14 protein-coding genes are annotated in these 13359 nt (G+C 66.5%); 1 reads left to right on the top strand and 13 read right to left on the bottom strand.

What is annotated here, in order from left to right:
• Positions 1-41 precede the first annotated feature (41 nt).
• Positions 42-1049: a GlxA family transcriptional regulator gene (locus BN977_RS02900; protein WP_036396258.1), complete on the top strand. Its 1008-nt coding sequence runs from the start codon at positions 42-44 to the stop codon at positions 1047-1049.
• On the opposite strand, the gene BN977_RS02905 is transcribed toward BN977_RS02900, so the two are convergent.
• The 13 genes from BN977_RS02905 to BN977_RS02965 all read right to left on the bottom strand — a co-directional run bounded on the left by BN977_RS02905 (position 1016) and on the right by BN977_RS02965 (position 13312).
• Positions 1016-1453, bottom strand: coding sequence for a cupin domain-containing protein (locus BN977_RS02905; RefSeq protein WP_036396261.1), 438 nt, complete (start codon positions 1451-1453; stop codon positions 1016-1018). The two genes, BN977_RS02900 and BN977_RS02905, sit on opposite strands and share 34 nt — an antisense overlap.
• Positions 1450-2385 (bottom strand): NADP-dependent oxidoreductase, encoded by a 936-nt coding sequence (locus tag BN977_RS02910; RefSeq protein WP_036396262.1) that lies wholly within the window; start codon positions 2383-2385, stop codon positions 1450-1452. The genes BN977_RS02905 and BN977_RS02910 overlap by 4 nt, the downstream gene beginning before the upstream one ends.
• 44 nt (positions 2386-2429) lie before the next feature.
• The gene (locus tag BN977_RS02915; RefSeq protein ID WP_036396264.1) at positions 2430-3068 is read right to left on the bottom strand and encodes an HD domain-containing protein; all 639 of its coding nucleotides are present in this window, start codon (positions 3066-3068) and stop codon (positions 2430-2432) included.
• Positions 3069-3198: 130 nt separating this feature from the next.
• Positions 3199-3522 carry a putative quinol monooxygenase gene (locus BN977_RS02920; protein ID WP_036396266.1) on the bottom strand — a complete coding sequence of 108 codons (324 nt, stop codon included), beginning with the start codon at positions 3520-3522 and terminating at the stop codon, positions 3199-3201.
• Positions 3519-4568 (bottom strand): zinc-dependent alcohol dehydrogenase family protein, encoded by a 1050-nt coding sequence (locus tag BN977_RS02925; protein WP_036396268.1) that lies wholly within the window; start codon positions 4566-4568, stop codon positions 3519-3521. The genes BN977_RS02920 and BN977_RS02925 overlap by 4 nt, the downstream gene beginning before the upstream one ends.
• Before the next feature lie 14 nt (positions 4569-4582).
• A complete protein-coding gene (groL, locus tag BN977_RS02930; RefSeq protein ID WP_024452643.1) occupies positions 4583-6229 on the bottom strand; it encodes a chaperonin GroEL in 1647 nt (548 codons plus the stop codon).
• 35 nt (positions 6230-6264) lie between these two features.
• Positions 6265-7290, bottom strand: coding sequence for an NAD(P)-dependent alcohol dehydrogenase (locus tag BN977_RS02935; protein ID WP_036396269.1), 1026 nt, complete (start codon positions 7288-7290; stop codon positions 6265-6267).
• A complete protein-coding gene (locus BN977_RS02940; RefSeq protein ID WP_051561438.1) occupies positions 7287-8015 on the bottom strand; it encodes an iron-sulfur cluster assembly protein in 729 nt (242 codons plus the stop codon). The genes BN977_RS02935 and BN977_RS02940 overlap by 4 nt, the downstream gene beginning before the upstream one ends.
• A 5-nt stretch (positions 8016-8020) precedes the next feature.
• Entirely contained in the window at positions 8021-9043 is a 1023-nt protein-coding gene (locus BN977_RS02945; protein ID WP_036396273.1) for an amidohydrolase family protein, read from the bottom strand.
• A gap of 21 nt (positions 9044-9064) precedes the next feature.
• Positions 9065-9406: a propane 2-monooxygenase effector subunit MimD gene (gene mimD / locus BN977_RS02950; RefSeq protein WP_036396275.1), complete on the bottom strand. Its 342-nt coding sequence runs from the start codon at positions 9404-9406 to the stop codon at positions 9065-9067.
• Positions 9403-10518: an aromatic/alkene monooxygenase hydroxylase subunit beta gene (locus BN977_RS02955; protein ID WP_036396277.1), complete on the bottom strand. Its 1116-nt coding sequence runs from the start codon at positions 10516-10518 to the stop codon at positions 9403-9405. The genes mimD and BN977_RS02955 overlap by 4 nt, the downstream gene beginning before the upstream one ends.
• 30 nt (positions 10519-10548) lie before the next feature.
• Positions 10549-11592, bottom strand: coding sequence for a 2Fe-2S iron-sulfur cluster-binding protein (locus BN977_RS02960; protein WP_036396280.1), 1044 nt, complete (start codon positions 11590-11592; stop codon positions 10549-10551).
• 91 nt (positions 11593-11683) lie between these two features.
• A complete protein-coding gene (locus BN977_RS02965) occupies positions 11684-13312 on the bottom strand; it encodes an aromatic/alkene/methane monooxygenase hydroxylase/oxygenase subunit alpha (protein ID WP_024452650.1) in 1629 nt (542 codons plus the stop codon).
• Positions 13313-13359 lie beyond the last annotated feature (47 nt).

Raw genomic sequence — 13359 nt, forward strand, 5'->3', positions numbered from 1 at the left:
TCCGTCGATGCACCGGTTCGGATTCGCCGATAATCGTGCCCATGGCCGTGCCCGCGCAACGCCTGATCGCGATTCTCGTCTATGACGGTGTGACCTTGCTCGACGTCGCGGGTCCGGCCGAAGTGTTCAAGGAGGCCAACCGGTTCGGTGCCGACTACCGAATCGTGCTGATGTCCCCGACGGGTGACACCGTGCGGTCGAACCTGGGTTTCGGCATCACCGTCGACGGGGTGGTGTCGGTCGATCTCGCACCCGACACGTACCTGGTTCCCGGCTCCGATCTCTACCCGCGGACGCCGGTGCCTCGGTCACTCGCGGCGGCCGCGCGGCTGCCGGCACCCGGCGCCCGCCGCGTCGCGTCGATCTGCACCGGCGCCTTCATCCTCGCGGCGGCCGGCCTGCTGGACGGTAAGCGGGCGACCACGCACTGGCGGGTCACCGGTCAACTCTCGCGCCGGTGCTCGACGTGCCATGTCGAACCCGATGCCATCTATGTCCGCGACGGCAACACCTACACCTCGGCCGGGGTGACCGCCGGCATCGACCTGGCACTGGCGTTGGTCGAGGAGGACCATGGAGCGGACCTCACCCGCGACGTGGCACGCACCCTGGTGGTGTATCTGCAACGGTCCGGCGGGCAGTCACAGTTCTCCGCGCCCCTGCAGGGGCCGCCGCCGCGGACGCCGGCGCTGCGCAGGATCGCCGATCTGGTGACCGCGGATCCGCAGGGCGACCACTCGATCGGCGAACTCGCCAAGCACCTCGACGTGAGCACCCGCCACCTGACCCGCCTGTTCCGCGAAGAACTCTCCATCACACCGGCCAAGTACGTGGAGAACATCCGGTTCGACATGGCCAGGGCGCTGCTCGACCAGGGGCACACCGCCACACACGCGGCCACGCGGGCCGGGTTTCCCAGCTACGAAAGCATGCGCCGGGTGTTCGCAAAACGTATGTCGATGAGCCCCGCTGCCTACCGCCGCCGGTTCGGCACGGCACGCGGTGGCGAACCGCCTCACCCGGGCGGGTCGTCGACCTTGAGCGGCTGACCGGTGTCGGCGACGAAGACGACCAGGAGTTTCGCCGGCTCGGTCGAGCTGGTATTCGCTGTCGAAAGGTGATGTGCCCCTGGGGCTTCGGACCAGCTCTCCCCTTGATGGAACACCCGGTCCGGTTGGCCTTCGAGCTGGCTGCGCACCGTTCCTTCGAGCACATAGGCGTAGACGAAGGCGTCACCATGGCGATGCGGCACCGCGCGGGCGGCGGGTGAAAAGGTCACCGTCGCCGAAGTGAAGGTCTTTCCGGGAACATTGGGCAGCACCTGTTCCAGCAGGGGTGCCAACGTTTCCGACGGCGGCGACGCCGACGCCGGTTGGGCGGCGGAAGCAGCACACCCGACCACCAACGCGGCGACCGCGGTCAGCGCGCCCTGAGCGGGACTCACGCGGATCATGACCGCTCTCCCTCGGTGTCGGCCACCCGGATGATCGTTTTCCCGGGCGTGCGGGTGCGGCGGGCGAACGCGTCGACGGCTTCGGCGAGTGGGCGCACCGCGCCGATCACGGGCCTCAGGCGCCCGGTCCGGACGCGCTGCGCCAGCTCGAGCAACTGTGCCCGGTCCGGTTCGACGACGAAGAAGACCGCCCGGCCGTCTTCGGGCCGGACGGCAGGTGGCTCGGCGACACTCACCACGGTGCCGCCGGGGCGCACCAGCGCCGCCGACTGCGCCAGGATGTCACCGCCGATGACGTCGAACACCATGTCGACGGCGCCGAGGTCGGTCAACGGGGCCGCACCCGGATCCACGAAGGCGTGCGCACCGAGGCCGAGCACCACCTCACGGTCGTCGGCGCGGCCGGTGCCGATGACCCGGGCGCCCACCTCCAGGGCCAGTTGGACGGCGACCGATCCCACACCACCGGCCGCGCCGTGCACGATGACCGTCTGGCCGGTGCGCAGCCCGCCGTGCACGAACAGCCCCTGCCAGGCCGTCAGGCCCGAGATCGGCAGCGCCGCGGCCACGGTGTGGTCGATGTCGGCGGCCAGCGGTGCGAGGTTGCGGGCTTCGACGGCGGTGTATTCGGCCAGCGAGCCGTCGCGGCACCAGTCGACGAGGCCGAACACCCGCTGCCCGACCGTCAGCCCGGTGGTGCCGTATCCGAGTTGGGCGACGACCCCGGACAGTTCGTGGCCGGGGACCGTGGGCGTGCGGTCCCGGCCGGCTCGGTCGGTCCAGGTTGCCGGCCAGTCGAGTTCCCCCGGGGTGAAGCCGGCGGCGTGGACACGGACGATGACGTCGTTCTCGGCAGCGTGCGGGTAGGGCACCTCGGTGCGGGTGAGTCCCTCGATGCCGGCGTCCCGGTCGCGGATGGTGATGGCCTGCATATGGTTTCCTCTCAACGGTTTTCGCGGGTGCGACGGGCGCGCGGTCAGCTCGGCCAGGGTGAACCCAGCATGCGCTCGACGGTGGTCACCCGCCGGAAATCGGGCATGAAATGTTCGACGACGTCGGCGTTGACGGTGCCGATCGTGGTCTCCGGGCGGTTCTTGAGACCGTCGAAGTAGGCGTTGAGGAAAGCGTTCTTGAAATCACCCCGCGGGTGGACGGCGAGAATCTCGTCCACCTGGCCGTCGGGCAGCGCGTCCAGGCCGACACCGACCACGTCGGTCAGCACGCCCAGATGTGTTGCCGCGATCTCCGGGCCCATCCGCCCCGGTATCCCCGGCGTGGTGTGCAACGCGATCGCGGTCCATACGGTGTCGGCCGCGGTGGCGGAGAAACCGCGTTCGAGCAGGAATGCGCGCCCGTGGTCGGCCCCGTCGACCTCGAATCGCTGCTCGGCGTCGGAGAACGGGGTGACCAGACCGGTGTCGTGGAACATGGCGGCCAGGTAGAGCAATTCGGGATCGGGTGCGATGCCCAGTCGGCGCGCGTGGATCTGGCCGAAGAAGAAGACGCGGCGCGAGTGATGGTAGATGAGTGGGCTGGTGCTGTCCCACAGGATGCGGGTGGCTTCGGCAACCGCCGCGGTGTCGGGAACCTCGATGCCGCCGATGATCTCTGACATGGTCGCGCCTTCGTCGTGTGGTTGTCGGACTCTCTCCGACATCCATACTGGGACGCGACATAGCCCCGGCGCTGCCCGCTTTCGGCCAGGAATCCCTCAAATCTGGACGCCGCCGGCGGGCTCCGGCGCCTCACTCGATCCGCAGTTCGCCCATCTCCGACCAATCGTCACCGTCGACCTCGACGTTGATGATCCGCGGTGTGCGGGCCAGTAGTGGACGCATGGCCGCGAGTCCGTCGCGGAAATGTTGGGATCGCACGTGCTCGATGCCGGACTGCTGATCGCGGAAGGCCTCCACCAGGACGTATTCCGCATCGTCGGCGACGCTGCGCGACCATTCGAACCACAGGTTGCCCGGTTCGGCTCGGGTCGCGGCGGTGAAATCGGCAGTGGTCGACAGCCATTCGTCCCGCCGCTGCGGCGCCACGTCGAACTTGACCACGATGAAGATCACCGGTGTGTTCCTTCCAGGAGTACCTTGAGCGCGCCGGTGTCCCCGGCGCGGGCGAACACGTCATAGGCCGTCTCGAACTCGTCGAGTCCGAAACGGTGAGTGATCAGCGTCGACGTATCCAGCTGACCGGCCGCGATCAACTCGATCAGAGTCGGTGTCGAGTAGGTATCCACCAGACCGGTGGTCATCGTCAGGTTCCGGCTCCACAGCGTCTCCAGATGCAGGGTCACCGAGCTACCGTGCACCCCGATGTTGGCGACGTGTCCACCGGGTCTGACCAGTTCGGTTGCCAGTTCGAAGGTGGCCGGAATGCCCACCGCCTCCATGGTCACATCGGCGCCCAGTCCCTCGGTCAATTCGGCGATGACCACTGCGGGGTCGTCGATCGCATTGTTGACCACCGTGTCGGCACCGATCTTGCGCGCCGCATCGAACCTGCTCTCGGCGCGGTCGATCGCGACGATATGCCTGGGGCTGAACAGTTTTGCGGTCAGGATTGCCGCGAGACCGATCGGCCCGGCACCGACGACGGCGACCACATCGGCGGGCCGGACCCGACCGTTGAGGACGCCCACCTCGTATGCCGTCGGCAGGATGTCGGCCAGCAGGATCATCTGCTCGTCGCCGACTCCGTCGGGAATCGTGAAGGTGGAGTTGTCCGCGAACGGAACCCGGACGTATTCCGCCTGCGTGCCGTCGATCAGGTGGCCCAGGATCCACCCGCCGCCGCCCAGGCACTGGCCGAACGCGGCGGCCCGGCAATACCGGCACGACCCGCAGGCGCTGACACACGACACCAGCACCCGATCACCGACCCGTACCCGCGTCACCGATCGCCCGATGTCGACGACAGTGCCGACCGCCTCGTGGCCCAATATCCGTCCCGGGGTCACCTCGGGCACGTCACCCTTGAGGATGTGCAGGTCGGTGCCGCAGATCGTGACCGCATCCACCCGCACCACCGCATCGGTGGGTTCCCGGATCCCGGGGTCCGGCGCGGACTCCCAGGATGATTGCCCTGAGCCGTGGTACACAAGCGCTTTCACGTCGGATCCGGCTTTCAGTAGATGTTCGAGGGACGGACCATGCCCTCGGCCAGGTCACCGAAACCGGGTGCGATGATGGCTCCCGGATTACCGATCACCTGCTCGACCACCGCGGTCTCGGTGGTGATCAGCAGGGCGGCGATGGACGCGGCGCTCTCCAACGCGGCACGGGTCACCTTCAGCGGGTCGATCACCCCTGCCTCGAACATGTCGCCGTATTCGCCTGTCAGCGCGTCGAATCCGTGGCCGAGCGGAAGATCCTGCACGATCTGGACGACGTCGTCACCCTCGAAACCGGCGTTGTGCGCGATCCAGCGCAGCGGCTCGGCCAGGGCCCGGCTGACCACCTGGGTCCCGACCGCTTCGTCGCCGGGCAGCTGCAACCCCGCCAGCGCACGGTGGGCCTGGGCCAGCGCCGTCCCCCCGCCGGACACGATGCCGGCCTGCATCGCCGCTCTGGTGGCCGCCAACGCATCCTCGACACGCAACATCCGTTCCTTGAGCTCCACGCTGGTCGCACCGCCGACCCGGATCACGGCCACGCGCCCCGTCAACCGGGCGATCCGCAGCTCAAGGTTGTCGCGATCGGCGTCGATCCTGGCGCGGTCGCGCTGAGCTTCCAGCTGGCTGACGCGGGCGTCCACCAACCGCTGGGCGCCATGTGCCCCGACGATCGTGGTCTGTTCCTCGGTGACGGTGACGCGTTCACACGATCCGAGATGTTCGCCGAGCACTTCGGACAATTCGATACCGGTGTCCTTGGCGATGACGTGACCGCCCAGCGCCACGGCCAGGTCCTCGAGTTCGGCCACCCGGCGATGCCCGAAACCCGGCGCCCGGACCACCACCGATTGCATGGTGCGGTGCATGTTGCCGCCGACCAACAGCTGCAGGGCCGGTCCGTCGACGTCCTCGGCGAGCACGAGCAGCGGGCGGTCGGCGCGCTTGGCCGCTTCGACGGCCGGCATGATGTCCTGCACCGCGGTGATCTTGCGGTTGGTCAGCAGGATCAGTGGATGCTCCAGGACGGCTTCCATCCGTTCGGGATCGGTGACCATGTACGCCGAGATGTAGCCGTGGTCGAACTCGATGCCGTCCACCACGTCGACCGTCAGCCCGAGCTCATCGCCCTCCTCGGTGGTGATCACCCCGGCCTCACCGACGTGTTCGACCGCCCGGAAGATCGCTTCGCCGATGGTCTCGTCGTCGCTGGCCGCCAGGGTGGCGATGCGCAGCAGGTCACCGCCGCCCACCGGGACGGACTGTTCGGTGAGCGCCTGCAGCACCACCGGAACGGTGCGTTCGATACCCTTGCGCAGCCGCATGGGGTTGGCTCCCGCGTCGACGGCCCGCAACCCTTCCCGGACCATCGCCTGGGCGAGCACGGTGGCGGTGGTGGTGCCGTCACCGACGACACCGTTGGTCTTCATCGCGACCTCCTTGACCAACTGGGCGCCCATGTTGGCGAACGGGTCGGCCAGTTGGATCTCCCGGGCGATGGTGACACCGTCGTTGGTGATGGTGGGCGGACCGGTCAGCTTCTCCAGCACCGCATTTCGCCCTTTCGGGCCGAGCGTGACCTTGACCGCGTCGGCCAGCGCGTTGACGCCGAACTCCAGCCGGGCACGGGCATCGGTGTTGTACCGCAGTTCCTTGGCCATGGCCTGTTCCTTTCTGTCGGTCTTTCGGATCCGGGTTACGGCACGAGAATCGCGCGGCCGCGCACCCGGCCGGCATCGAGATCGTCGAGCGCGGTTTGGAAGTCGTCGAGCGCGTACTTGCTGGTGTGCAACGTGACCTTGCCCTGGGCGGCCAGCGTCATCAGCTCCTGCAGATCGTTGTAGGAACCCACCAGATTGCCGATGAAATTGATCTCGGTCGAGATGATGTCGATGGTCGGGACATCGATGTTCTCGCCGTAGCCGACCACGAAGTAGTTGCCGGCGCGGCGCAACATGGCGACGCCTTCCTTGGTTGCGCCACCCTCACCGACGAAGTCCAGGACGGCCTCGGCACCGTGTCCGCCGGTGAGATCACGGATCTGCTCGACGTGTGTGCCGTCGGCGACGATGCCCCGGTCGGCGCCGATCTCGACGGCCAGCGCCACCGCGGCCGGGTTGCGATCGACCACGACGACGGTGGTACCCGAGATCGCCTTCAGCACTTGGATGCCGATGTGCCCGAGACCGCCGGCGCCGATCACCACGCACACATCACCGGGCCGGGTGGTCCGCGCCACCTTGGCGACGGCGTGGTAGGCGGTCAGGCCGGCATCGGCGAGGGCCGCCACGTCGGCAGGCTCCAGCGATTCGTCGATCCGCACCACGCTGCGGGCGGTGGTGCGCAGGTACTCGGCGTACCCACCGTTGGTGTCGATGCCGGGGAACTTGTTGTTCTCGCAGTGGACGTCATTGCCGAAGCGGCACGCCCGGCACAGCCCGCAGGTGATCAGGGGATGCAGGATCACCTTGTCCCCCGGGGCCACGTTGGTCACCGCGTCACCCACGTCGTGCACCCACCCGGCGTTCTCGTGACCGATGGTGTAGGGCAGCGTGACACCCGATTTCTCGGCCCATTGGCCTTCCAGGATGTGCAGGTCGGTGCGGCAGACACCCGCACCGCCGATGCGGACCACCACATCCAGTGGCCCTTCGACGGTCGGGGCCGGCACGTCGGTCATCTGCAGTTTGGTGTGGTACCCGACCACCTGGACTGCCTTCATCGCGGACTCCTGGTTCTGGTATTGGTGAATTGTGTTGCCGACGTGTCCTTCTCGCCGTAACGGGTGGCCAGCAGACCCCGGCAGAAATGCGCGTTTCCCTCGATCGAGATCCGCACCGACCGCGCGAACCGCAGCCGCATCGGCGCCTGCTCGGGGCGCAGCGGCCGGCCGTCCTCGTCCACCAGCACCCGGCTGTTGGCACAGGTGCTCAATCCGATGGTGAACCGCCGCCGCAGCAGCGCCGATTTCTGGTCGCCGTCCGGGAGGTCCCGCAGCGTCAACCGGTGCATGTCCTCGGGTGTGCAGCGGCCGGCGCGGATGGCGCCGACCACGCAGCGTTCCATGGCCGCCGTGTGGGCCTTGCGCTGGAAGGTCTTCCGCAGCTCGTCGAGGCTCTCGACCGCCTCGGACCCGAACGTGCCGAGGTAGCCCGCATCGGCGGCCAGTCCGGCATTGATCTTGTCGCTGTCGTGGTGATCGTCGAGCAGCACCCGCACCTCCCCGATGCCCTCGACCAGCCGCAGGGCGTCCACGGCGTCCGATGCCATCAGATAGGCGAAGTTCGGCGAGCAGAATGCCGTGGGCAGCCGCAGGTGCACGGTGACACCGGTGTCGTCGATCGCCACCGATCTGACGAAGCCGAGCTCGGTGATCGGTTGGTCCAGTTCCGGATCGAGCACCGTGTCCAGTGCCGCCCACACCAGGGCATCGACCGCGGCCAGCATCGCGGTCACAGCGGGACCGCCTCGGCGATGGCGGCGGCGCTGTCCTGTTCGCGGAACTGGGCGGGGACGTCCAGGCCGTAGAGGGCGGCGGCGTTCAAGCCGAGGATCTTCTGTTTCTGCGCCACGGTGATCGACGGATACTCCGACCGCATGTCCTCCGGGATGTCGAAGTCGACGAACGTCTCCACCAGCCACTTGGGGGTCCACAGGGCGTAATCGCTGCCGAACAGGATCCGGTCCTCGCCCAGCCAGTAGAGCAGCTCCCCGATGATCTGGGCGAAGTAGCGCGGCCGGGTGTGGATGAACGGGAGCGCGACGGCCAGCCCGCCGTAGACGTTCGATTCCTGGGTCGCGATCCAGCAGAAGTCCTCCAACCGGGGCAGTCCGACATGCTCGACGATGAAGTTGAGCTCGAGATAGTCGGTGGCCACCTTGTCGACATCCGCGACGTCGAAGGAATCCCGGTCCAAGGGCCGGATCGTCGGACCCTTGTGTACGTGGATGTTTCGGATACCGAGCGCGATGCACTCTTCGAGGTAGCGCCGCGACCAGGGATCGTCGAGCTTGTAGCCGCGGGAATCGCCGTGCCATTCCGCCGTGTAGAGCTTGACGCCCTGCAGGCCCATGCGCTCGGCATCGCGACGCAGCTGCTCCAGGCCCGCCTCACCGTGCCGTGGGTCGTAGGCGTGGTTGTAGGTCAGCTTGTCGGGGTGGCGGCGGGCCAGGCCGAACGCCTCCTCGGTCTGGCCGAATCCGTTGACGTAGAAGTCGCTGAGCAGGGTGGCCTGGAAGATGGCGTGGTCCACGTAGCCGTCGACGAACAGGTCGCGCATCAACCGTTCACCGCCGTAATAGGTGTAGGTGTCGTAGTCCCACAGCGCGTCCGCCGGTGACAGGTTGCGGTGGTAGTCGTAGAAGCAGTCGATGAACTGCTTTCCGTGCACGTTCTTGTGGTTCGACGCGCGGCCGTCCCAGATGTGGACGTGCCCGTCGACGATGAAGTAGGAGTTGCCGTCCTTGGTGTACATCGAGGCTCCTTGGTGGTGGGGTTATTTCGCGGTGAGGTCGAAGCCGATGTACTCGGCGGCGTCTTCTGGGCTGGCGAACAGCAGCGTCTTGTCGTCCAGGTGCACCATGCGCCCGTAATGGGTGGAGCTGATCTCTTCGAAGATCGAGCCGTCGAACTCCTCACCGAGGGCATCGGTGAGCTCCGCATAGTCGAAGTCGAGCAACCGTTCGCCGTCGACCCGGATCATGGAGGGATACTCGGTGAGCTCCACCCCCTCCTTGGCGCCCATCACGTCGGCGACGACCCGGCCGATCGGCGTATTCATCAGTGTCACACCGCATTTGTTGGAGAACTCGGTGGCCGATCCGAACTGCATGCTCACTTGACCAACTCCTCAGGGGTATCGAGCTCGATTGCCTCGAGCAGGGATGTGAACTTCTCCTCGGCGGCGCCGAGGCTGGCCGCGAACGTGATCGTCTTTTCGGCCGGCTGCGACCACAGCGGCTGCAGCGCACGGGCGGCCGCCAGGCAGCGCGGCACCCACGTGGACAGCCAGGACGAGAACAGCTTCTTGTTGGACTCGCCGTACTCCTCGTCACGGACCAGTAACCGGAAGAGGTTTCGGGTGTAGGCCAGGTCGCGGTCGTAGTCGTGCTCACCGGTACCGACGATGGTGGGGGTGATGTAGTCGCCGTTGCGCGCGGCGATCTGCATCACCAGTTCACTGCGGAACAGCGAGCCGACGAGCTGTTCGAACACGATGTTGGTGGCGAACAGCAGTTCGCACCAGTCCGCGACGGCGGTCAGCCGCTCGACCACCTCGCGGGTGGGCTGCCATTCGGAGGCGGACTGCCAGACCTGTCGGTGCGCCTGGCCGTCGAAACCCGGTGCCTCTTCGGACAAGTCGAGATTGAACAGCGCCAGATCCTGCGCGAAGCGCATCTTGTGGGCGGCGTTGACCGCCACCGCGGTGTTGATCATGTTGGTCGGGGCCGACCGTTGGATGGAGGTGAAGACGTGCAGTGCCAACCCGTTCTCGGCGTGCATCCAGGCTCCGACGTTGCGCTCCAGGAAGGTCAGCCAGGCACCGTTCCACCCGTCGTACACCTTGGCCCGCTTGGCGTTCTTGAGGCACAGTTCCACCTGCTTGACCACCGCGGTGTTGTTCCGGTAGATGGTCTGGTCCCATTCCTCGTTGGGGTCCAGGAACGCATGCCAGTTGGCGGATTTGGCGACGGTCCAATCCTGCGGGTAACCGCCGGGACCGTTGCCGAATCCGTAGATCCACCCCTGGGACAGGTGCCGTTCCGGGTCGGGCTGGACGTCGACGGTGACGTCCTCGTACATCGTGGAGCGCAGTTTGGCGGGCTGATAGTAGGTGAACTTCCGGCTTCGCGAACTGGGGAACTCCAGTGCCCCCGCCTCCGAGTCGGTGAACTCGATCTTGGGGAAGCTGCGTTGCTTCGTCGTGGTGGGCGTGGGGGCTGTGGACATGGTTTTCTCTCTCTGTGGGGCTGCAACCGGTCAGTCGAAGATCGGGCTGGTGAACTTGTCGTAGAACACCTGGTCTTTGGGCACGGCGTGGGTGTCGAGCAACTCGAGGGCGGCATCGACCATCGGAGGCGGCCCGCACAGATAGATCTCCGATCGGGCGATATCGCCTTCGTGCCGGGCGACGACGTCGGTGACGTTGCCGTGTTCGACGGTCACCGTGTCGGGGAGCGCACCGGCCATCGACTCGGACAGGCAGGCGGTGAAGGTGAAATCCACCAAACCCGCCCCTACCTCGGCGATTTCGTCGAGGTAGAAGAGGTCGGCCGCGGTCCGGGCGCCGTAGTAGAACCGCACGGCGCGCGGGCTCGCGGTCTCACTCATGTGCCGCAGCAGGGCCAGCACCGGCGCCATCCCGGCGCCGCCGGCGATGCAGATGACCGGCAGGATGTGACCGTCCTTGAGTGTGGAGGTCCCGTACGGCCCGGTGATGGTCAGTTCGTCACCGACGCTGATCCCGTCGTCCAGCAATCCGGAGAACTTGCCGCCGGGGTACTTCTTGATCAGGAACTCCACCTGTCCCGGCGTGGCCGCGGTGCTCGCCATGGAGAAGGACCGGTGTTCATCGGTGCCCGGGATGTGGATGTCGGCGTACTGGCCGGCTCGGAACTCGAAGGTGGCCGGTTCGACGGCCAACAGCCGCAGCGACACGATGTCGCGGGTCACCGGCTCGATCGCGGTGACGTGCGTGCGGACATCCTGGATCGGCACACCGCCCAGGAGCTCGTCCTCGTCGAAGTTCAGCAATTCGATCGTGCAATCGCTGAAGGCGTGCGACCGGCACAGCAGCACATAGCCCTCTTCGACCTCGGCGTCGTTGCAGGCGAACGTCGAATAGTTGTCCATCTGGACATCGCCGTCGAGCAGATAGGACTTGCAGGCCGAGCAGCGGCCCTCGCGGCAGCCGTGCATCAGGTGAATGCCCTGCCGAAACGCGGCGTCCAGGATGTTCTCGTCCTCGGCGACATCCATCTCGATGTCCACCGGTTCGAAACTGATGCGATGGGTGTCAGCCACCGTGCCTCCTCACAGGCGTTGGCGTTCTCGGGTGGGATCCGGTGGGCGGCGCAGGACCAGGCGGAGCGCCACCCACCGGAGTACGGGGTGATCAGGCGGTGACAGCACCGGCGCGGTAGGCGGCGATATGCGCCTGCCGCTCGTCGTCGCTCATCTCGTTGAGCAGCACGTTCGGGCTGTTGAAGGTGTTGCCTCGGACGTCGTCGAGCGTCCACATCTTGCTCGGGTCCAGATCCAGGTGCGGTTGGCCGATCAAGGTCTTGCCGTCGTCGCGGACGTAACCGAGATCGGAGACGATATCGGCGAGATCCTTGCCGTGGTGCAGGGTCTCCCATTCCCGGAACCCGGTGAGCCGGCCCATATTCGGCGTCGGTCGCCCCTCGTACTCACCCCGGAACGCCACCGCGTCGGTCCAGTGGCAGGTTTCCGAGCAGTAGGTCCGCCATTGGCCGTCCACCTTGTCGACGACCATGTCCTCCCGGATCAGTGCCGGCACCATGCACGTCCAGCAGCGGTGCGGGTACTGGTAGCCGACCTCTTCGAAGGCGATGGGCTTGTTCCGGCCCGGGTAGGCCAGCCGGTTGTACGCCTCCCACCAGCGGCCGAACTTGGCGTACCAGCCGGGGTACTTCTCCTCGAACCACTCGAAGTCGGTGTCGGTCATGGTGTCGATGCGCCAGTAGTTGACCGGCCAGCCGGTGGCGAAGAACCGGGCCACCTCGTGCACGTAGTGCTTGTCGACGATGCGCTTCCACGATTCCTCGACCAGGTCGTGCGGGATGGACAGGCCGTACTTCTCCAGCGGCAGCAGGTAACTGCGGTAGTAGTCGTCGTAGATCCAGCGCCGCCACATCTCGGCGTAGCTCTCCCGGTCCTTGCGCCGGTCCTTGGTGCCGTACTCGATGAAGGTGCCGATCGCAGCGTCCACCACGCAATGGTTGTTCCACCACGCGTAACGCAGATCGCGTTCCAGCAGCGGGCGGTTGCGCTCGTCGGCCAGCGCCATCAGCAGGATCGAGTATCCGTTGGAGATGTGCCGCGACTCGTCGGACTGCACGGAGTGGAAGACGGTGGGCAGCAGATAGTCGCCGTTGGCCGCGGCCTCGTCCGGCATGGCGACGAAAAGGGTGTTGGTGAAGGCGGTTTCGGCGACCACCGTCAGGTAGATGTTGGCGGCCGTGATGGCATCGCCGGTGATGAAGCCCTCGCCGAACTGGCGCCCGATGGTGCCGGCGTAGTTGTTGGCGAACGCCTTCTCGGTGATGTCGAAGCCGGCGGGGTCGATGTAGTTGTTCATGTACAGCTTTTTGAGGTTCATCTGGATGGTGGAGTGCCGAACCTCGTCGATCATCTGTACGGCCAGGCCGTTGTGGATCTCCGGATTGGGCACCGCGTCGATGGCCATCGGCATCGCGCGGGCCGCGGAGATCTCCGGGAACGGGATGATCGACAGGAACAACTTCTGCCATTCCAGCCAGCGCTGCTGAACCTGCCGGAACATGTTGCCGCGGATGGCACCGTCCATGGCGCCGTACACGCGGTTGTCCTTCTCCTCTTCCATCGGGAAGTAGGACCGCATGATCTGCTTGAGGGGGTCCTTCTTGGGAGCTTTCTCGAAGGTGTAGTCCGTGCCGAATCGGGTGGCCGGTGTGGCGAACGTCGGTTCCCACGAGAGCTCGGTGATCTTTGCATGGGCCTTGGTCAGGCTTTGCCTACTCAAAGTGCGCCTCCTGTGTGCGGGCCACCGCTGGGCTGCGGTGGTGATGC

It is taken from the genome of Mycolicibacterium cosmeticum (assembly GCF_000613185.1).
In the GTDB taxonomy this organism is placed as follows: domain Bacteria; phylum Actinomycetota; class Actinomycetes; order Mycobacteriales; family Mycobacteriaceae; genus Mycobacterium; species Mycobacterium cosmeticum.

Bases quoted from the DNA above. Each gene is read 5' to 3' on its own strand.
- BN977_RS02945 (WP_036396273.1), bottom strand. From the start codon at position 9,043: ATGTACACCAAGGACGGCAACTCCTACTTCATCGTCGACGGGCACGTC.
- BN977_RS02900 (WP_036396258.1), top strand. From the start codon at position 42: ATGGCCGTGCCCGCGCAACGCCTGATCGCGATTCTCGTCTATGACGGT.
- BN977_RS02905 (WP_036396261.1), bottom strand. From the start codon at position 1,453: ATGATCCGCGTGAGTCCCGCTCAGGGCGCGCTGACCGCGGTCGCCGCG.
- groL (WP_024452643.1), bottom strand. From the start codon at position 6,229: ATGGCCAAGGAACTGCGGTACAACACCGATGCCCGTGCCCGGCTGGAG.
- BN977_RS02935 (WP_036396269.1), bottom strand. From the start codon at position 7,290: ATGAAGGCAGTCCAGGTGGTCGGGTACCACACCAAACTGCAGATGACC.
- BN977_RS02940 (WP_051561438.1), bottom strand. From the start codon at position 8,015: ATGCTGGCCGCGGTCGATGCCCTGGTGTGGGCGGCACTGGACACGGTG.
- BN977_RS02910 (WP_036396262.1), bottom strand. From the start codon at position 2,385: ATGCAGGCCATCACCATCCGCGACCGGGACGCCGGCATCGAGGGACTC.
- BN977_RS02955 (WP_036396277.1), bottom strand. From the start codon at position 10,518: ATGTCCACAGCCCCCACGCCCACCACGACGAAGCAACGCAGCTTCCCC.
- BN977_RS02915 (WP_036396264.1), bottom strand. From the start codon at position 3,068: ATGTCAGAGATCATCGGCGGCATCGAGGTTCCCGACACCGCGGCGGTT.